Source organism: Lelliottia jeotgali, from assembly GCF_016771845.1.
Taxonomy (GTDB): domain Bacteria; phylum Pseudomonadota; class Gammaproteobacteria; order Enterobacterales; family Enterobacteriaceae; genus Enterobacter; species Enterobacter jeotgali.
Genome location: NZ_JAENMQ010000001.1, coordinates 280895 through 300393, shown reverse-complemented (window position 1 = coordinate 300393; position 19499 = coordinate 280895). Strand labels below are relative to the sequence as shown.

The 19499-nt window shown below is 46.8% G+C and carries 16 protein-coding genes and 2 pseudogenes; 14 read left to right on the top strand and 4 right to left on the bottom strand.

The window, feature by feature from the left end:
* The first annotated feature begins 428 nt into the window (after positions 1 to 428).
* Genes JBO43_RS01410 through JBO43_RS01380 form a run of 7 tightly spaced genes read left to right on the top strand, consistent with a single transcriptional unit; the run spans position 429 to position 7459 of the window.
* Complete coding sequence (locus tag JBO43_RS01410; protein ID WP_095282028.1) at positions 429 to 983, top strand: fimbrial protein; 555 nt, start codon at positions 429 to 431, stop codon at positions 981 to 983.
* A gap of 23 nt (positions 984 to 1006) precedes the next feature.
* A complete protein-coding gene (locus JBO43_RS01405; protein WP_237729902.1) occupies positions 1007 to 1711 on the top strand; it encodes a fimbrial biogenesis chaperone in 705 nt (234 codons plus the stop codon).
* Positions 1698 to 4178 (top strand): fimbria/pilus outer membrane usher protein, encoded by a 2481-nt coding sequence (locus JBO43_RS01400; protein WP_202673550.1) that lies wholly within the window; start codon positions 1698 to 1700, stop codon positions 4176 to 4178. Before JBO43_RS01405 ends, JBO43_RS01400 begins: the two co-directional genes overlap by 14 nt.
* A complete protein-coding gene (locus tag JBO43_RS01395) occupies positions 4175 to 5518 on the top strand; it encodes a fimbrial protein (protein ID WP_202673549.1) in 1344 nt (447 codons plus the stop codon). Before JBO43_RS01400 ends, JBO43_RS01395 begins: the two co-directional genes overlap by 4 nt.
* Positions 5490 to 6182 (top strand): fimbrial biogenesis chaperone, encoded by a 693-nt coding sequence (locus JBO43_RS01390; RefSeq protein ID WP_202673548.1) that lies wholly within the window; start codon positions 5490 to 5492, stop codon positions 6180 to 6182. The genes JBO43_RS01395 and JBO43_RS01390 overlap by 29 nt, the downstream gene beginning before the upstream one ends.
* A gap of 55 nt (positions 6183 to 6237) precedes the next feature.
* Positions 6238 to 7002 (top strand): winged helix-turn-helix domain-containing protein, encoded by a 765-nt coding sequence (locus JBO43_RS01385; RefSeq protein ID WP_095282024.1) that lies wholly within the window; start codon positions 6238 to 6240, stop codon positions 7000 to 7002.
* Positions 6989 to 7459: a YqeJ family protein gene (locus JBO43_RS01380; RefSeq protein ID WP_233210383.1), complete on the top strand. Its 471-nt coding sequence runs from the start codon at positions 6989 to 6991 to the stop codon at positions 7457 to 7459. Before JBO43_RS01385 ends, JBO43_RS01380 begins: the two co-directional genes overlap by 14 nt.
* A 354-nt stretch (positions 7460 to 7813) precedes the next feature.
* On the opposite strand, the gene JBO43_RS01375 is transcribed toward JBO43_RS01380, so the two are convergent.
* Complete coding sequence (locus JBO43_RS01375; RefSeq protein ID WP_202673547.1) at positions 7814 to 8266, bottom strand: hypothetical protein; 453 nt, start codon at positions 8264 to 8266, stop codon at positions 7814 to 7816.
* A 1-nt stretch (position 8267) separates the two neighbouring features.
* Entirely contained in the window at positions 8268 to 9101 is an 834-nt protein-coding gene (locus JBO43_RS01370) for a winged helix-turn-helix domain-containing protein (RefSeq protein WP_202673546.1), read from the bottom strand.
* Between the two features lie 1026 nt (positions 9102 to 10127).
* Between JBO43_RS01370 and JBO43_RS01365 the strand changes: the two genes are divergently transcribed.
* From JBO43_RS01365 to JBO43_RS22860, 7 genes and pseudogenes are all read left to right on the top strand, one after another.
* Positions 10128 to 12692 (top strand): autotransporter outer membrane beta-barrel domain-containing protein, encoded by a 2565-nt coding sequence (locus tag JBO43_RS01365; protein ID WP_202673545.1) that lies wholly within the window; start codon positions 10128 to 10130, stop codon positions 12690 to 12692.
* 172 nt (positions 12693 to 12864) lie between these two features.
* Positions 12865 to 13332: a hypothetical protein gene (locus JBO43_RS01360; protein WP_202673544.1), complete on the top strand. Its 468-nt coding sequence runs from the start codon at positions 12865 to 12867 to the stop codon at positions 13330 to 13332.
* Between the two features lie 94 nt (positions 13333 to 13426).
* Positions 13427 to 13978 carry a hypothetical protein gene (locus JBO43_RS01355; RefSeq protein ID WP_202673543.1) on the top strand — a complete coding sequence of 184 codons (552 nt, stop codon included), beginning with the start codon at positions 13427 to 13429 and terminating at the stop codon, positions 13976 to 13978.
* A 734-nt stretch (positions 13979 to 14712) separates the two neighbouring features.
* Positions 14713 to 15816 (top strand): hypothetical protein, encoded by a 1104-nt coding sequence (locus JBO43_RS01350; protein WP_202673542.1) that lies wholly within the window; start codon positions 14713 to 14715, stop codon positions 15814 to 15816.
* Positions 15817 to 16107: 291 nt separating this feature from the next.
* A complete protein-coding gene (locus tag JBO43_RS22870; RefSeq protein WP_237729901.1) occupies positions 16108 to 16515 on the top strand; it encodes a hypothetical protein in 408 nt (135 codons plus the stop codon).
* Positions 16508 to 16840: a hypothetical protein gene (locus tag JBO43_RS22865; RefSeq protein WP_237729900.1), complete on the top strand. Its 333-nt coding sequence runs from the start codon at positions 16508 to 16510 to the stop codon at positions 16838 to 16840. Before JBO43_RS22870 ends, JBO43_RS22865 begins: the two co-directional genes overlap by 8 nt.
* 158 nt (positions 16841 to 16998) lie before the next feature.
* Positions 16999 to 17359, top strand: a pseudogene (locus JBO43_RS22860) (integrase core domain-containing protein); the annotation flags it as partial.
* Positions 17360 to 17411: 52 nt separating this feature from the next.
* On the opposite strand, the pseudogene JBO43_RS01335 reads toward JBO43_RS22860, so the two are convergent.
* Together JBO43_RS01335 and JBO43_RS01330 are read right to left on the bottom strand one after the other, a co-directional pair.
* Positions 17412 to 18347 (bottom strand): annotated as a pseudogene (locus JBO43_RS01335) (site-specific integrase); the annotation flags it as partial.
* A 190-nt stretch (positions 18348 to 18537) separates the two neighbouring features.
* Positions 18538 to 19422 (bottom strand): LysR substrate-binding domain-containing protein, encoded by an 885-nt coding sequence (locus JBO43_RS01330; protein ID WP_202673540.1) that lies wholly within the window; start codon positions 19420 to 19422, stop codon positions 18538 to 18540.
* Between the last annotated feature and the right edge of the window lie 77 nt (positions 19423 to 19499).

Below are 19499 nucleotides of genomic sequence, written 5' to 3'. Positions count from 1 at the left end.
GACTTTCCATCCTTCATAACTCCATTCCCGTTAATTAACCCATTTTCTCGACCAACACCCGTACAGAGGGTGAGCAACATATTATTAATCTGTGAATCTTATGAATTTTAAGTGTCTCTCAAGCAGTTAAGAAAAAAATTATCTCGCTCATCAGGAATCATATTAATATTTGTAAAACAATAAGTTAACACTCACCTTAACACCTTTTTTCTTATTTAAGATCGCTCTTTTTGTTATTTGAGAAAACAAAGGTTTTAATTACCAGGAATAATCTTAAACTAACAATCATCGTAGGGTTAATCCTATGGTACTAACAGACATTACTGGTCTCTTTACGTCATGCAAATAAACATTCCGCGTTCAGCGGAGGAGCGCTATTGCGTTGCATTGTCAGGATGCCGTGTATTTATTTATTAAGGAAAGACAATATGAAAACCAATACTTCACATGCCTGTCGTCTATTTGTTGCGGGTAGCCTCGCGTTGTTAATTGCGCAGACGGCACACGCTGACTCGGCCAACACCATTACCTTTAAAGGTGAAGTGACAGAGCAGACCTGCGAAGTGACCGTGAATGGTGTGAATGCGCGCCCGGTAGTGTTACTGCCCACTGTCGCCAAAAGCGAGTTGGCCACTGCGGCTTCTTCTGCAGGTCTGACGGCGTTCACCCTGGGTGTGACCGGATGTACCGTTGATGCTGATGCGCTGGATATCAAGACTGTATTCGTCGCCAATAACATGACCGAGCGCGGCAACCTGGCTAACACCGGTACAGCGCAAAACGTTGAGCTGCAGCTGATGACCGACAGTGCGGGGACCACGGCTATCGATCTGCGTGATGCGACACCGGTTGCCGGGATTACCGTTGCAGCAGGTAGCACCACCGGCGAACACGACTTTGCGGTGCAGTACTTCAGCCCGAACGGCGGGGCGACTGCCGGTACGGTTGTCGGTGCCGTGCAGTACGCCGTTTCTTACCTGTAAGCGAGTTCAGCGTGATGAAAGGAATGGCGATATTTCTGGCCGGGATGTTGATGTGTGCCAGCGCACAGGCAAGCATTGTGATGACCGGCAGCCGGATTATTTATCCGGCCGATAGCCGGGAAGTCAGCGTGCAGTTGACCAATCGCGACGATTTCCCCGGCGTTGTTCAGGTCTGGCTGGATGAAGGCAATCCGCAATCTGCTCCGCAAACCGCGAACGCTCCTTTTGTCACCACGCCGCCAGTCTTCCGGCTGGCGGCCCATTCGGGACAAACCGTGCGCCTGCGTTATGTCGGTAAGCCGGTCGCGCAGGACAGGGAGTCTTTGTGGTGGTTCAACTTTATTCAGATCCCACCGTCGGAAAAAGGCGCGCAGGCGGACAACCAGTTGCTGGTGCTGGTGCGCAGCCGGGTCAAAGTGTTGATGAGACCAAACGGGCTGACGGGATCACCGCTGGAGATGGCGAGTACAAGTCGCGTCTGGCTGCAGAACGGCACACTTTTTTTGCGCAACAATAGCGGCTATTACCTCGCGCTTTCGTCGCTAGAAGTCAGCGATGCGGGTAAAAAGCAGCGTATTCAGAGCGAAACCATCGCGCCGTGGGCGACGGTCTCATGGCCCGCGAAGGTTGCTCGGGTCGCTGAAGCACAGATGCGCTGGATTAACGATCAGGGCGCGACCTTAAGCGGGCGCGTGGCGGTGGAGAATCAAGGCGATGTCGGCCATTAACCCGCACTGGTGTTGGCTGCTTTTTCCCGGCATAACGCCCTTATACGCAAGTGAATACACTTTCGATGAGGCGTTATTGCTGGGCAGCGGTTACGAAAAAGGGCTGGCACAGTTTAACAATCAAACTGCGGTTGCGCCCGGGCACTACAGCGTCGATATCTGGCTGAACGGGCAGTACATCGGGCGCGATGACGTGTTGTTTCGCCAGGATACCGAAGGGCGCGTTTCACCTTGTTTACCCGTGAAATTCTGGAATGAACAAGGGGTTACGGCTGCGGCAGAAATGCCACCGGACACCTGCCTTGAACCTGAAGCGCGCATTAGCGGCGGACGGTGGGATTTCGATCAAGGTCTGCTGCGTTTGAACCTGAGCGTTCCGCAGGCAGCAATGAAACGCACGCCGCAGGACTATGTTCCGCCCTCGCAGTGGCAGAGCGGGGAAAGCGTGCTGTTCAGCAATTACAACTTGCACGTTTACCACAATAAAAATGGCGGCCAGCAGAGCGATTACGGTTGGCTGGGGCTGAGCAGCGGCTTCAACCTGGGTAGTTGGCAGTTTCGTCAGCAGTCGTCTGCAAACTGGCGGCGCGATGAGTATCGCGAAACTCAGCGTTGGGATGCGCTGCAAACCTGGCTCCAGCACCCGATTGCCAAACTGGAAAGCGTGCTGACCGTGGGTGAGAGCTACACGCCAGGTAACCTGCTTGGCAGCATGGCGTTTACCGGCATCAAACTGGAAACCGATCAGCGGATGTGGCCCCAGTCCCGACGCGGCTATGCGCCAGAGGTTCGCGGAACGGCATCAACGCCTTCACGCGTCGTGGTTAAGCAAAACGGTCGCACACTGTACGAAACCAGCGTCCCGCAAGGGCCATTTGTGCTCGACGATTTGCCGAACACCGCGTGGGACGGGGATTTGCAGGTTGAAATCACCGGGGCAGACGGCAAAAAAAGCGGCTTCACCGTACCTTACGCCAGCGTGCCGTTGTCGTTGCGCCCCGGCGTCTGGCGCTATGGTCTGGTGGCGGGAAAAACCCGCGATTACAGTGCTGCCGACGGCGTGTTTACTGATTTCACGCTGGAGCGGGGAATGACCAATTTACTGACAGCGAACGGGGCCGTACGTGTCGGTGACGAGTATCAGGCGCTATTGATCGGCGGCGTTCTGGCGACCACGCTGGGCGCATTTGGCGTCGATCTTACTGGTTCACGTGCGCGGATAGCGTCTCAGTCCCTGAGTGGGTGGCGGATGCAAACCAACTGGAGCAAAACCTTCAGTCCGACAGGAACCCACGTGGCACTGGCGGGTTATCGCTACTCGACAGAAGGTTATCGTGATTACGGCGACGTGCTGGGCGAGCGAAGCGTGAGCGGGCGCGATATGCCGTGGCGTTCGGATACCCTGCGCCAGCGTAATCAGTTCACCGCGACCGTTAATCAGACCTTGGGCGGTTACGGCAATCTGTGGATTTCCGGATCGATGATGGATTACTACGGCGGGCGCGGAAACAGCACCCAGCTGCAGGCGGGATACAACACCACGTTCGGTCGCGTGACGCTTGGCGTTTCCTTCAGTCGGCAGAATACCTGGTGGCGCAGCGGTGACAACGCGCAAGCGCAAAAAGAGAATGTGGCGACGCTGACACTCTCCGTGCCACTCAGTTTTGGTGAACGTGAGCACACGCTGGCCCTGTCTGCAAGCCAGGCTCAACAGGCCGGGCGCAATGCTCAACTGGCGCTGTCTGGCGCACTCGACAGTGAGGAAAGCCTCAATTACGCGCTGTCGACAGGCTGGCAACAGGGGCAGGGGGAAGCCGGCGATGTGACCGACTGGAGCGGGTCGCTACAAAAAAATACCGCCTTTGGCACGCTGAACGGCAGTGTTTCACAGGCGCAGAATTATCAGCAGTGGACGGCAGGTGTTCGTGGGGCGGTGGTTGTACATCGTCACGGCGTCGTCACTGGACCGTGGGTGGGCGACACCTTCGCCCTGGTGGAAGCACCGGGCGCGGAAGGTGCGCGAGTCGGCAGCGGACAGGGATCAACGGTGAACAGTGGCGGTTACGCGCTGGTCCCGTCGTTAACCCCGTATCGCTATAACAACGTCACACTTGATGGCAGTGCAATGAACACCAATGCAGAGCTACAGGAGAGCCAGCGTCGGGTCGCGCCGATGGCCGGAGCTGCCGTCAAACTGCGTTTTGCAACACTTGCAGGCTATCCGCTGCTGATTACCGTCAGCGGTAAAGAGACGCTGCCGGTGGGCACATCTGTTATCGACGATCGCGGGCGCGTCGTGGGCATGGTGGCTCAGGGGAATCAGGTTTATGCCCGAGTGGAAGGCGAACAAGGGCGATTAACGCTCGAAGGCAGTGACTGCTCGCTGCCGTGGAAACTTAACGAACAACAGCGTACCGAACCGCTGATTGCATTAACACTGGCCTGCGTGGCAAAAGGACAATCATGAGACTTTTTTTCCTGCTGCTGGTTCTGTTTTCTTATGGAGTGCAGGCTGCTTGCGAATACATTATTTACCCGTACAGCTCTGGGAGCAGCGGCGCGCAGGGTTCGCACCGGCTCAGTGCCGCAAAGGATGGGATCGCCAATGACTGGCGATCCGGTGGCGGCAACGATGCCTGGAACGGGCTGCTGCCGGGCCTGAGCAAATCCGTTGATATCACCAGCAATAACAGTTTTCAGCCGGGAGGAACAATTTTGACCTCCAGCGGCGGTATTCCGTTCACCACCTATGCGCACAAAGGCGGTGGCTACGATCCCGAACAGATCTTTTTCCGCTGCACGCCAGATACCGCCGGGCAACTCTATGAAGCCTGGTCAACCAACGGCGATGATGCTTACGCGGGATGGTATGAAGCGAACGACGTACCAGGTGCCCGTTTGACTGTGATGAAAAATGTCGCGCTGCGTCTGACGCATGACGCGACGGGCAGCGTATTCACCGACAGCTGGCAGCAACGCCCGCTCGAAAACCTGGATCTCGACACCAACGGTAACTTCCTGATTAAGGCCAAAAATTTCTCCACTATCAGTGCAGAACTTATCAAAACGCTGGATACGCGGTATTACGCGAATCAGGCACAGTCGGCGAGCTATAACAGCTATGTGAACCCTAATGCCTATGTGGTGTTTCGCGGGCCGGGAACCTCGTCCTGGGATATTAAAGTCGGGCAACCACACCGGGGAGGCAACTGGGCCGGGTGGGCCAATGACTGGCCATCGGTGATAAGCCTGTATAACAACGGCATCACCGTTAAACGTGCGGCGATGTGCCAGGTGAAGGATTTTACTCCGGTTGTGCATTTGCCGGTTATTTCGGTTGCCCAGCTAAAACGCGGGGAATACGCCTCGGCACCGTTTCAGATAGGATTTGCCTGCGAATCGACGGTCATATCAGGCATTGCAACGGGGAAAAGTAACGTGGCAATGGGGCTGCTTGCGCCGGAAAGCAGCGTCAACAGCGCCTGGAGTTTTAATTTGATCACCGGGAAAACCGTGACCTGGCTGCTTGACTCACAATACGGCGCCGCCGGACATGCCCGTGGCGTGGGCGTGCAGGTTTACAGGGCAGGTAAATCGGTAAATTTTATGGCGGTGACGACGCCAGGCAGTGGAACAGAAGGCGGCTGGATGCCGGTTATCGGCAGCAATACGCAGCAAAATGGCAGCCAGGATGGCGTGAATTATTACAACGAAACCTTCGAGGCACGCCTTGCCAGTTTTGGGGCTGATACATTAACGGCGGGGAGCTACCAGTCACATGTACAAGTTTTACTGCGTATTCAGTAGCCTGTGGCTTCTGGCGTTTAGCGTACAGGCGGCAGTCAATATCAACATGACGCGCGTGATCTTCAATCATGGAGAGACGCAGCGGACGGTAAAGTTGGTGAACGACGGAGATTACCCGGTGGTGGTGCAGAGCTGGGTGGATGACGGAGCGCCTGAGAAAGGGCCTTCGCAGACCAGTGCGCCTTTTGTGGTATTGCCGCCAGTGCTGAAGATTCATCCAGGTGAGCAGCGAGAATTGCGGATCATGACCACGGGTGCAGGACTTGCCGACGATCGTGAGTCTCTTTTCTGGCTCAACATTTATCAAATTCCGCCGGAGAAGAAGACCTCTTCGACTGGTGAAAAAGTGCGACTTGCGCTAAGAAATCAGCTTAAAGTTCTATGGCGTCCAAAAAAAATAGAGGTGTTGACTGAAAAATCCATCAATCTTCTGAGTTTTCGCTATGAGCGTGGAATAATTTATGCTGTAAATGATAGTTCCTGGAACATAACACTGGCTGATGTTTCTTCCGGAGACTATTCCACAAGCGGAATAGTGGTATTACCGCATTCCCGAAGCATGATTTTTAATTCGGCCCCTCCTGCAATGCTGAATAATACGATAAACTTTGTGGTGATTAACGATGAAGGAAATCGCTGGGGATTTTCAGCTGTCGTAAAATAACCAGGGATGAACTAACTTCAGATAAATTGACAAAAAATCACATTCAGGGCTCACGATGGCAAAAGTTTTTTTGCTCAACGGCACCGTTGTATTCTGGCCAGAGCGAAATGTATTACACGCGAAATCAGATGAGACGAAGCGCATAGCGTTAAGTAATCCGGCAACTCGTTGTTTATTGTTGTTAATTCAGCGACAAGGCCAGGTCATCGAACGCGATTATTTTTTTGAGCATGTCTGGTTTATTAACGGTGCTCAGGTCACAAATAATACTTTTTATCAGAACATATCATTGCTTCGCCGCGCGTTTAAAGAGTTGGGGCTGAATGAAGAGCTGATCGTCACCGTGCCAAAAGTCGGGATCCGTCTTGAGCCACAGCTCGAGATCCAGGAGCAGGAGCCCGAAGCAACTCTGTGTAATGAGCCAATAACTCCGCCAGTCACGCCGGTTGAAAAAACGTTGAAACCGCCACACAAACGTACAGCCTGGTGGCTGCTGGCAGGCGTTGTTTGCTGTTTTATCGCTGCATTGGTGACCTGGCAGACACAGTTTGATTCCAGACTCAGCCGCTATGTGCCACTGAGCGTAGGGGAGGGATGTCACTGGTACGGGAATCAGGATGTGCTGAAATTTGATAAACATCTGCAATTTATAAAAGCCAGCACGCTGGATTGTCAGAGTTATCCCTGGATTTATCTCACGCTATATCCTAATTTTCCTCGGATCTCGGCATTAGCTTGTCGCCAACAATATAGTCGCTGGCGTGATAATGACTGCGTGACACATTATTATTTTAAGGAGTCCAGAAATGTGGGCGCGTAATATTAAATGGAGTGTTTTCATCATCGTCGCTGTGGCGATAACAATCGCGGCGACGTTAATGTTACAAAACTGGCAGCGATCGCATTTCGATTGTTCAGGAGAGATGATGATGGAGTATCCGGATATTCAAGGCGATATTTCCGTCAGATACGTTTTTAATGGTACGCGTGGAGTGGCTATTTTACGCGGGCAAATAACCGATAAAAATGCCGAGACGCTGGCGGTAAATCAAAACGTCTGGTTTTCCTTTACCCGTAAGGATGACGATTATTTTCTTGAATCGGATAATGTTGCATCCAGTGGAGGAGGCACGACGATCCATCCGTTGCTGGCAAGGACGCTGCCAGATTTCTATCTCAAATCAAACGAGCCGTTTTATTTCAGCATCATTCGACTCAATAGCAGCACCTGGCAGTTCTACACCAGTCGGTCGCCATCGGTGTTTTGCCGACGATAGGTTGTTTGCTTTTAACTATCCAGCGCTCTTTGAAGTGGCAGAGGAAGTCAGGGGGGTTGGGAAGTAAACCGATTAGATAAGCTTGAATCGAATTTAACTTATGTTGAGCGAGGATCCAGTTCATAGGCTTTTAATAACATATGAAGTTGATTTTCAATAGTATTTTGAGTGAAAATCGACTTCACTTCCAAAGAACTTCATGAACTAACAGAAGATCTGCTTTTATGAGCTTTCCGTGAGAGCACAGAAAGCGCACAAACCGTTGGACTCTCCATGCACGATCCGGTTTGCGCGCCACCAGAAACCTCGATTATATCTCCCGGAGTCAACCCTGAGCAGAAGCAGTGTGCGTTTTTAACGGAGTTTTAATCGCATGTGGCAGACAAGTACAGGTGAGTAAACGTCACTGATAAGATACGATGTGACAAGCGTTCGCTGAATTTTGTAAATCCCTTGACGATTCAGCAGTAAATTGTCAGGCAGATCGACAGGAACTGAATCCGGCTCGTGCCGTGTCATTCCGTTGATCCTAAATTCAAATATTTCTTTGGCTCCACCGACTGGTAAAACTTCAATTTTATAGAATCTGTCTATTTTATAGGATCGTTGCCCGGACTGTACCTCCCCACTTTGTGATATGTAGCCATTGTGTTTTCTGGAAAGATTAATGACATACATTGCCTGGACGGAAATGAGTTTGCCATTAGTCACCATACTGATGTTGGAATGACCAACACAGTCTACGTCCTCATTTGATAAGGCATTGAACGACAGAACAAGCACAATCATACCCGTGATAAATTTCATTTTATTTTCCGTTATAGTAATAATCACTTTCACAGGCAAAGCCGTCATCTGTCCTATGACAGAATGCAAGAAAATCACGTTCCGGTTCAGTACGCAGTTCATCAGTTGCGTTTCTGTCATGAACCGACACCAGAATCATATCTGAAGGGACGCACTTAATATTATTACGCATTATGAATTTTTCAATTTTATCCTCCACATTAAAGCTTCTGACCAGATAGTGTTTCAGAAAGAAGTAATTACATGTATTTATCTCACCTGCTTTTTCCCACCCGGCATAGGATAGTGGATATGCTGCTTCATTTTTTGAAAAAAAAACCTTAATTAATGAAAAAAGTATCACAGTGGATATAAGAAACAGCGTAATACCTATGGCCAATCTTTTTGTTTTCAGTCCCATTGGAACTGTATGGCTCATGTTATTTTTCATAAAGTCAGGCCGGGCGTGTGGTGACGTTATTTGAGCTGCATTTCTGACGGTGTGCTCAACCGAATTGTTTTTTATTTCGTCAGGAAGACTTTCGACAGTGGCCGTAAAATATACTTCCCTGGAAGGAAGAACTTTAATTGCATCATGCTCTATTCCGAAAGTTCCCAGCTGTTTTCTCAGATTACTTAAATGAACTGTCAGGCTTGATCCCGAGGGTTCCTGTCCGTGTAGTTCCCAGACCTGATTGAAAATATGGCTCCGGGAGATATTTGTATTCGCATTTTCAGCCAGGACATAAATTAAGCGTAACGGTACTTTCGTGAGCCTGATTTCAGCTTCGCAGGTTCCCGGTGTTCTTAGCCCATCCTGGCTCAGGATGACTTTACTATTTATCAAGTACTGCATCTGAACCTCAGGAAGCAAGATCGGGATACCGGAATAAACCAGAGTATCTAGTGGTACTTCAATGTCTCTGAGTATAGCAAAACACGAAAAGAGCACAAAAGAGCAAGCAAAACAAAATACTTAAATTTTCCAATATCGCAGATGTTAATTACAAAAAAAACACTTATGCAAATTAAATCTCTTAAAACGAATTTAATGTAGTTTATTGTTCTGTGCATAAAACAAATCCGCTAGAATTTTCTCAAATCTTGCTACCCCACCTTCTGGGTAGCTCTCGTACCTCGCACGGAACCTGCGACCCGCTACGAGAGTGGCGGGTTAGGGGAGTTAGCGGCTCGGTAGCAAAGTCGTAGTCAGGAAAAGGAAGTTTGAACAGAGGGACTTATAAATGCGTTGTAATTACATCGGGAATAATTATTTTATAAAACTTGCCGTACTTAACCTACTTACTCTTGCGACAGAACGATACTCCCGTTCACTCAAGGGAAAAATTATATATTTCGTGGATACGGAAAGTGTTCTGACCATACACGACTTAGTTAAACAGATTATCAGGATCCGAAAAATCGAAGACAAAGCCTGTATTATTTTGGTTGATAACAACGATTTCATTGCATCCATTCAGTTCCCTGACCAGGTGTCCGTTAAAATGCAGCTCTGCGAATGGGTTAAATCAGTGTATGCCGTTGTACCTAACATAGATGAAATACTCTACGCATGTATGAGTGTTTTAAAATTGCATCTGCTTTCTAAAGCACAAAGACGATTTTGTATACACTTACAAACAGGCAAGTCCTTAATGCAGATTTCAACGCAACTCTCCATTACTAACAAGACTGCTTATGCCCATCGTCAGGCGATAACTACGTTATATTCATTTTCGTCTCCTGCACACCTTATTATTTATATGAAAAATGAATTCAAAAAAACGAAGATTCCCATTCAACTGTTTTAATTACAGATCATTCATAGTTTATATATTTATTGTTTCAGTTTTTTAAGCAAAAGCAAATTGAGGTTAACCTTATGAATCACTCATTCCGGAAAACGCTACTTGCGTTATCCATTATTTCGTCATCATCTTTTGTTTCAGCAGATGACGGGCGTTATGATGTTTATGACGACTATGTTACTGAAGATGGTATTACTCTTCCGGAAAACAGCGCTGCTGAAGTAAGAGGGAATTCAACGATCAAAAATAATAATGGACCGGCTATCGATATGGGTAACGGTACCAGAATTGAGATTGTAGGTGATGGTGATGTTGCCGTTCAGATAAAAGACTCAACCTATGGAATACTCAGCACCGGCGACGGCAACGTAGTTCACGTCACAAATGCCTCTGTCAGCAATCATTCCGTGGCAGGAATTACCATGAAAGGTAATAACTCCGAGCTCTATACCACCATGTTGAGCGGGAGCAGTAGTGAAGACGTGATTTCCGGCGCTGACGGTATCCAGTTCCTCGATGGCAACAATGTCAGGGCGACAATCAGCGATAACACTCATGTGTTCGGACTGACCGGCAATGGCATTTATTCCGATGCAGGCGATCTGAATCTCAAAGTGAACGGGCACTCAACAGTCACCGGAGAAATGAATGGTATTCAGTCTGTGGGCGACCAAGCCACCATACGACTGGATGATGCGGTAGTTGCCGGTAACCAAAATGACGGTGTGACTCTGTCCGGTAATAATTCACAGTTACTGGGTACAAGAGTTAACATCCATGGGAAGAACAATGGTGTTTCGCTCACCGGCGACAATAGTATTCTGTATCTGCGTAATTCCGGCCTGTACGGTGAGCAGGCTCTTGCCGTGTCAAGAGGTTCACAAGTATTCATTGAAAAGAGTACGGTGAAAGGCACCCGAAATCTGATTTATGTTGAAGATGCGGGCGCACAGGAAACAGATATTAATATTGCCCATTCCACCGTCGGTGGAGACATTTTTTTAAACTCTTCCTCTTCGGGAAGCAAAGCCACCACTATCACCTTCTCAGATGAAACGACCTGGTCCGGGTCGGCAGACCTCTCCGGCACCGATTTAGTTCAGGGTGCTGCACTGGAGCTGAACACTGGAGCTGAATGGACTAACACGGGGGATTCACGCCTGGCCTCATTAAGCCTGAACAACGGTACCGTGAACATGACTGGCGGCAATATCACCACAGGGGTTCTGAAAGGTAATCCTGAGGGGAGTGACGAGGGGCCATCATACGTACTGTCAAATTATAATAATGACACAGGCAAGGCATTTATTCTCACGGCGGATAAATCCGCAGGTACGCTGACAGCCGGGGTGGCTTCTAATTCCAGCGGAGCGGCTGGCCTGATGTACGGTAACGTCATTGTGCACGTCACCGATGCCGCCGGCACCAATTTTAATACCATGGTCTCTGACGTTGGCGTTTATCGCTACCAGTCGTATGTAATCAAGAATGATGATGGTTCAACGGATGTCATCCTGGGTACTTTAGGAGATATCACAGATCCGACTATCCCGCAGACACCGGATATCACGAACCCTGCAGCACCGCAAACCCCGGATATCACGAACCCTGCAGCACCGCAAACCCCGGATATCACGAACCCTGCAGCACCGCAAAACCCGGATATCACGAACCCTGCAGCACCGCAAAACCCAGGTTCCAGGCCGCCGGAGTTATCTACTGGTGCACAGACCGTGGTCAATACCCGTGCGGCGGCGGTAACGCTCTGGCGTGATGAGGAAGAAGCCCTCAATCTGAGAATGGACAATAACCGTCGTACCGGAGAGAAGAATGCCCATGGCGTCTGGGGCAGCTATTACGGCAGTGATACTCGCCAGCAAATGGATGGTGCCAGTTCGGGCTTTGAACAGGAAAACCATGGATTTATGCTCGGATATGATAAAGAGTTTGAGCTGAATAACGGCAACGTGCTGCTTGGCATGAGCGTAATGCGGGGGAGTTCAGACGTCAGTATGACGGATAAAGCCAACACAGGGAGTAACATCACCGGTTACTCCGGAACCCTATACGGCTCATTCCGTCACCATAACGGCATTTTCGTGGACGGTTCAGTAAAAGCCAGCCGCATGGAGAACGATCTCAACGTAACGTCTCTTGATGGCGGAAGGTCTTCAGCAAGTTACGACTCTGCTGGTTTTGGTGGCCGTCTGAAAACCGGTGTACGTCTGCAGCCATTAAAAACGTTGTTTGTTGAGCCTTATGTCAGCCTCAGCTACGCCCGCTTTAACGGGGTTGATTATAAGCTGAGCAACGGCCTGCATGCACGTGACAGCGGGTATGAGTCATTACGCAGTGAGGCTGGCGCCAATGTAGGCACACAGTGGACCCTCAAAAACGGCGGGAGAATTGCTCCCTACATTCATGCTGCGGTGGCAGATGAAATGGCGAAAAACAACAAGATGAATATGAACGGTATTGAGGTCAAAGACAGTACCGATGGTATGGCAGGTATTGTAGGTCTGGGTGCGGATGTCGCCTTTAAATCGGGTTTTGGTGGATACGTTGGCGCCAATTATTCTAAAGGTGAGAACCACGAAAAACCATGGCAGGTGAATGCCGGTATAACCTACAGCTGGTAAATTGATTGAATGAGGGCGGCATTCAGTATATGCCGCCCTCAGCCTCCAGATGGAATAAAAGACGTATTCACAGCGGCGAATATCATTTCAGAAACGTTATTACAACAGCCTGGCGTTTATTATTAAACAAAGATGAGTTTATTAAAAAGCACAAAATCAAGGAGCCATAATAATGGATTACCCAGTAAAACACCCGCTATTAAGGAAGAAAAAGGTCTCAGTCCGGCTTACCCTTTTAAAGGGTGCGAAACTTTTTGTGGACGACGTTGAGCAAAAAAAAACGACAATATTTAAAAGGAGGTATCATATCCAGGATGACACGAACAGGCCAGTTGTGGTGGGGTTGGAGTTAGATCATTTCCTTGATCCGGTCCCGATAGTAAAAATCAATGAGGAAATTGTACGTTTAGTGCCGAAGATGAGATGGCATGAGAAAATCTGGCTATTACTTTTAGCACCACTTTTGGCGGGAGGGGCTCTGGGGATTGTGGTTATGTTTACAGGAGCAACAATTTTATCAAAGATAATTAGAAGACCCTGCAATGCAGTTTCACGATATGCTTCCATAGTAGCAACTTTGCTGGCGTGTTATTCCGCATACCTATTATCGGGTATAGCTTTTCATTATTTTTTAAATTAATGACGGCACGAGAATGCCGGTATTTCATACCGTCCTGCACTCCGCTGACTTTTAGAAAACATACATACCAACGAAATACTAACCAGGAATTCACATGAAAGTAATTATATTTGCAGCAGTTCTTCAGGCCATTCTCCTGACAGGATGTGATGCTAAATCGAGCGAAAACGTCTCGTCAACTGAACAGGTTAAATATGCTGTGACACCTGTTCAGGTTGATGCAAACTTTTCACTATCTATCCCAGTGGGGTATGAGAAAATTGATGAGGAAGAAGCCGAAAAAAAATTTGGCATTAGACATGTCTGGGTTAGCGATGACGACTCGACCATCATGCTTTCCTGGGTACCATCCTACGCAATTAAAGATAATAAGCTGGCAGGTTTTGTAAATCTTATGATTTCGCAGCTTGAAGAAAATTTCACCTCAGAGGGTGGTATTAAATTCATCAGGGGAAAAACTGATGGAAGAACATCTTACTTAACCCCATCAGATTTTACAGATATAGAATCAAAAAAATCGAAAGCAAAAATGCTTATTATTTCATCTGATGATAAGTACTACGCAATATTGGTGATGAGTCCAAAATATAGTTCAAAATATCATCAGGTGCCAGACATTGTATTCAAATCAATTAAAATACAATAACCTTTCAAATCAGCACTAGGTAGAAGGCCCGAGGTGTCGGGCCATTATATATGTCGACATCGTGTATGTAGTGCATTAACTTAACTACAGCCCTATGGAGGTTATTTAACTTATGTTATGTGCGAATCCAGTTCATAAACCACAGGATACATATCTCTATGCTATAAATGATATTTTTAACAGGATGGTGAAATCACTTTAAGAGAACTTCATGAACTAACAGGAAATGCGCCTCTTATGAGTATGTACTGACAGCTTACTCTGCTTCATTTCATGGGCCTTTTCCAAACGTAACAAAAGGTTACAGCATGCGATTTAGCGGCACTGGGGTAGGTGTATTGACATCACCGTGCTATCGCTTTGCATTTTCTGTCCGAGGAAAACAGCCTTACGGTCAGCGTTCGTTCTTCACCTGCCTGGGAGTTGCTCATTTTCGAGGTTGGCAAATCGCACTCGCTGGATTAGCCCGGAAAGCCCATTAAAACCTGGAGGGGCGTCATGGCGCAGTCGGTTATGCACCAGCTTGGCGAGATATACGCTGGCCATCAGCCTGCACAATCTCTTTCCTTTAGGGCTGATGCGCCTCGGATTGATAAACAGCTGGTGTAAGAAGTGATTGAGATAGCCTTAGAGCAATATAATAATGTACAATTATAGCATCTCAATTATCTGTTATGAAATTGTTATATATAATTCACCACAAAAGATAAAAATTAATAACATGGGGAAGTAAAGTGAAAATAATAGACGGAAATATTGTTGATGAGGAAAATAAAGTATTGCTATTCTCAAAGGAGAACTTTGCAACGAAAATATGTGAAGGGAAAACGTGCTTTATTTGTGGTGATGAATATGAAAAAAAAGACTTTAATGATGAACATGTTATCCCACGTTGGATCCTAAAAAAATTCAGCTTATTTGAGAAAACAATAAGTTTACCGAATGGAAAAACCTTTAAATACGGGAAATATAAAATATCCTGTTGTAAAGGATGTAATTCTTTGCTAGGAACTGGCTTGGAAAAAAAAGTATCTGAAGGTTTTGGTGGAGATATCAATAGGTCGCTTTCATTTTTTAATAAAAATAAGGAATTAATATTCCAGTGGGTTTGCTTGCTTTATATCAAAACCCATTTAAAAGATAGAGAATTTATCTCAGACTTCAAAAAAAGAGACAAAATTTCAGACAGTTATGAGTGGGAAAGATTACATCACACATACTGTATAGCGAGAAGTATTTATTCAGGGGTTATCATAGACGAAAAAACCTACGGGAGCATGTTCTTTTTTGAATGTGACGATTCTGAATTTAGTGAACCTTTTGATTATATCGACTTGTACGGTACCGGAACGGTTATGGTTAAATTGAGAGATTTCACAATTATCTGTGTTATTGATGATTCAAAAATTGTTCATAAATTAATCGATGAGTATCTTAAAAAAATCACTGGAAAAGTTAATGATATTCAACTACGAGAACTTTATGCAAGAATCACTGACAAGAATCTAAGGATAATCGACAAGCCCAAATACTTCACAGCTGGGAATTATGAGCAGAAAAAGTTAATCACAATGGCTCTAATTAAGGATGAAATCAGGATTGCAAATTATAGCAAAAGAAGTCTTGGGGAAATGATGTTTAAACTTGTAGAAAATCTCTTGTATAAACCTAAAGAAAAGCGTCTTGAGAAGTTAATTTCTAAACAAATTCGACTTATAAAAAAAGGGGAGTGGACTTTCTTATTTGACAAGAATGGAAAGTTTTTACAAGACGCCATTTTCAAAGTAAATGATGAAAATGTATTTCTTGAAACATTTAAAGCAAAAATGAAAAATTGAATAAATTCTAACAAGCAACCCTTTATAAAGGTATTAAAGCTTTATAAATGGCTTAGGCATTAAGAAAAGATAAAGAAATTCTAAAATCTCTACCGCGAGGACTCTTTTGAATTTAACTACCCAACTAAAGTTACAAGGCCACTCGGGAGCGAGTGGCCTTCAGCGATACTCGAATCCGCTGCAGATAGCCTATCCCTAGACTTGCGCAGAGTGAGTGAGTGAGCATGAGTTCGAACTATCTTGAGCCTCAGTATAAAATATGAAATCAGCCGGGGAGTGGGGCCTAGCCACATGGATAATTACACGTTTATTGATCGATATTTTCACAGCCAGCGCGAGCTGTTGGACATCAGGCATTCTGAAGAGCGGGATATCAATACGCTGTTTACCTACCTGAATAACCTCCACTCTACGGCTGATAAGCTGCATGAGTTATTCAACTGCAGCATTAAAACTGCTCCAGAATTCAAAGTACTCAGGCTTATCAGGAATTATTTTCACCATGTCGGGGACGTTGACGAAATTCGTCTCCATGTCAAAATCGAGGAAAATGTTCTCGTTAGCCATTCGCAACACCTTCTAATACCACTAGAAGTGCTCGCAAAAAGCGTCAAATCATTTATCGATAACACGATACCTGACAAAAAAAAACAAAAATTACAAATCCAAATTGCGATTCGTACAGAGGGAAATGAGTGATATCGCTGAGATCTTCGACTACGCCGCAAATCTCATGAAAGACCTCGAAATGTTCTGCCAAAAGCCCAGTCTAAGGCTTGATGGAAAGGTATATGAACTCGGATTTGATATGTACAAATTCGTTTTCAACATCACGAATATTATTGCAGACAAATGCCGAGAAATCCCAGAGCTACGCGAAAAGAAGGTAATCTTGGCGCTCGATTGGTCTTATCGTGCTGAAAACAATATTGGCAAATACGACGTTTTTTGCAGCCCGTTCAACGTACCAATCACCACTACCGAAGGCTTCGTATACGCTAAGGATATTGATCTAGTTCGTTAACTTGCTTGCTTTGAACCGCCTGCATTTGCAGCCCGCGTAAGCAAACAGTCAAGGAGCGGCACATTGTCAGTTTAAAATCAACTAACAGAACCTGAAAACAAAACGACTCAATCAGGCCTAGAAAGGCGTGAATGCTCACCGATGAGATGCGCAAGGGGATTTACGGTCGCTACTTTTGCACGTTCAGTATCGTCAATGATTTCTATCGCGAGGCTATATCGATTGAAATAGTCCTGAGCCTGCCGTCTCAGCGAGTGCCTCGTATGCTCGAAAGGAACGCAACAAACCGAGGATATTCCTACGAGGCCTCGCATGGATAACGGCTCGGAATTTGTTTCTCTTACTCAGGCTGAGTGGGCTGAAATGCACGCAGTCAGGACGCTGAACGAAGTACGGGAAATCCCAAAGTGGTGGCTTTCAGAATATAACGTTGAACGTCCACATGAATCACTGAAAAAACTGACACCGGAGGAACACCGATTACAACACTATCAGGCCAAGTTCTCAAAAAGTGCGTAGAACTAAAATGTTATATTTACATAGCTATAAGCATAATCCCTAATAACTAGTGAAAACTATGTGAGGCGCTATGGCGGATTTTATGGATGTATAGATTTAGAAAATGATAGTCCAGCTTATCTAATGCCAGCACCCGATTTGCATAGACATTTTTTAATGAAGGTAATCTTTTTCGCTGATCTGGTACGTCGTCATCTACTGTGGTCACAATCAGGCTGAACTGATCCCCTCGGAGATTTGGTTTGATCGAATGACACTCCAAAAGCAGTAATTCACTGACACGCAATCCATAATTTAAAAGCAACCGGCAAATCAGAAAATTACGTAGCTGGATTTCACCAGCGGGGAAGGGATTAAGTGGGTTTTTCTTTGAAAGTGAACCTGGTGTAATAATTTGGTAAAAAGCCATGACCATCTCAGCAGTCAGACTTCGAAAACGCTTATGGGCCGTGCCATTGTTCATCTGACGAGAATGGGTAAGAGTACGGAATTCTGCTTTATGTATCGATAACCGTCCCGTTAACTGCGTGGCAAGTCGTGTGAGCTCTTTAGGTGAGCCATCAATATATCTCGGCGAGATATACGTGTTAATCAAATATCGGATAAAGCGAATAACCACATGTACATGCCTAATGTTTGTACGACGCTGAGGCATGGTCTGCGTAGCAGACCTGATGGTTAACGCTGGTACATATAAATGCGTATTTTCCAGATAATGAAAAAAGGCTGTCAGTTCATCAATGGCAATCAATGGATTGTGGTTCGAGGAATAGAAACTGAAGCAAAACGTCACGCCATGTTTCTGGTGCCAGAATTCATAGAAAAACTTGAGCGCTTGAAGTGAAGCGGATTGCGTGGCTGATGAACGCAAAGCCAGATGATCTATAAGATATAGTAACGGGTATAAAAGCGGCTGGCACGTATGAGTATCCATCAGTACCCATAGACGCAGTCGTTGGTTGATATTGAGTTGTGTGAGTATGAACAAAAAATTATGTGTATGAAGAAAGTAACCAGCAAACATAACGTCTTGCAAGAAGAAGATGGAGTGCAGGGTAAGTGTATGATTGATCGTGGTCCGTGGATGGGTATGAACTAAATGGATGGCGGACTAGATTTAACATAATATACATTATGCGTACCAATCATAACTCTGGCAGAATCCAGCATCGTTATCGTCATCCTTGTCCTTGCGATTTCAGCGCTAAGAAAGCGTTAACCGCGCCGTTAGTTTCATCACTACGGCTGATCATCAGCAAATTAGCCGTTAACTCCGAAGCACTCAGGCTGCGGTAAACCAGTCCTGGAATATTGACCTGCTTTAGCGGTTCGGGAACCAGCGCGATTCCGAGTCCTGCGGCAGCAAGAGCCAAAACGCTCAACGAACTGTCAGAACGATGCGCAACCTTAAGAGCACTCTTCAGTTTCTGACTCAACAGGAGGTAAAGCTTTTCATGTGTGTCATGGGCATCGTAGAGGATCAGCGGTTCGCCGGAGAGCATCTCGAAAGTGAAATACGGATGTTCAGCCAGCGGATGTTCATTCGATAGCGCCACCAGAAACGCCCATTCCCCTATTCTCTTTACGTTAATCCCGTCAGTGAGGGTTTTACTGTGATCAGGCGTATACCCAATATCCTGCTGTCCGGCGAGGATCGCCTCCACCTGCTGCTGCGGGGGGATTTCCTTCAGCGTTATTTCTACGTCGGGATACTGTTTGCGGAAAAAACGTAAATCTTGCATCAGTTGACCGCTGAAAATGGCGTTTCCGGCGAATCCAATTCGTACCGTACCGGTTTCACCGCGTAGCGACCGTTCAACAGATCGGCGGGCAAACTCAGCCTGGTCTAGCGTGCGTTGCGCCTCAGTCTGGAACAATTTTCCGGCTTCGGTCAGCTCAACGCTGCGGCTGGTTCTGACAAATAACGCGCCGCCGAGTTCTTCCTCTAAGGCACGAATCTGCATGCTGAGTGCAGGCTGCACGATGTTTAGCGTCTGGGCTGCGCGACCAAAGTGTTTCTCTTGCGCTACGGCCAGAAAATAGCGTAACTGGCGTAAATCCACGTTCGCCCTCCATTCATCAGTAAAAATGATTAATCTGTCATTATAAGCTATTTGATGTTATCGAAGGTAAGGTCAAT

Excerpts from the sequence above, each read along its gene's own strand:
- JBO43_RS01380 (WP_233210383.1), top strand. The coding sequence starts at position 6,989 with ATGTGGGCGCGTAATATTAAATGGAGTGTTTTCATCATCGTCGCTGTG.
- JBO43_RS22865 (WP_237729900.1), top strand. The coding sequence starts at position 16,508 with ATGAGTGATATCGCTGAGATCTTCGACTACGCCGCAAATCTCATGAAA.
- JBO43_RS01390 (WP_202673548.1), top strand. The coding sequence starts at position 5,490 with ATGTACAAGTTTTACTGCGTATTCAGTAGCCTGTGGCTTCTGGCGTTT.
- JBO43_RS01395 (WP_202673549.1), top strand. The coding sequence starts at position 4,175 with ATGAGACTTTTTTTCCTGCTGCTGGTTCTGTTTTCTTATGGAGTGCAG.
- JBO43_RS01370 (WP_202673546.1), bottom strand. The coding sequence starts at position 9,101 with ATGCAGTACTTGATAAATAGTAAAGTCATCCTGAGCCAGGATGGGCTA.
- JBO43_RS01385 (WP_095282024.1), top strand. The coding sequence starts at position 6,238 with ATGGCAAAAGTTTTTTTGCTCAACGGCACCGTTGTATTCTGGCCAGAG.
- JBO43_RS01375 (WP_202673547.1), bottom strand. The coding sequence starts at position 8,266 with ATGAAATTTATCACGGGTATGATTGTGCTTGTTCTGTCGTTCAATGCC.
- JBO43_RS22870 (WP_237729901.1), top strand. The coding sequence starts at position 16,108 with ATGGATAATTACACGTTTATTGATCGATATTTTCACAGCCAGCGCGAG.
- JBO43_RS01365 (WP_202673545.1), top strand. The coding sequence starts at position 10,128 with ATGAATCACTCATTCCGGAAAACGCTACTTGCGTTATCCATTATTTCG.
- JBO43_RS01405 (WP_237729902.1), top strand. The coding sequence starts at position 1,007 with ATGGCGATATTTCTGGCCGGGATGTTGATGTGTGCCAGCGCACAGGCA.
- JBO43_RS01400 (WP_202673550.1), top strand. The coding sequence starts at position 1,698 with ATGTCGGCCATTAACCCGCACTGGTGTTGGCTGCTTTTTCCCGGCATA.
- JBO43_RS01410 (WP_095282028.1), top strand. The coding sequence starts at position 429 with ATGAAAACCAATACTTCACATGCCTGTCGTCTATTTGTTGCGGGTAGC.
- JBO43_RS01360 (WP_202673544.1), top strand. The coding sequence starts at position 12,865 with ATGGATTACCCAGTAAAACACCCGCTATTAAGGAAGAAAAAGGTCTCA.
- JBO43_RS01355 (WP_202673543.1), top strand. The coding sequence starts at position 13,427 with ATGAAAGTAATTATATTTGCAGCAGTTCTTCAGGCCATTCTCCTGACA.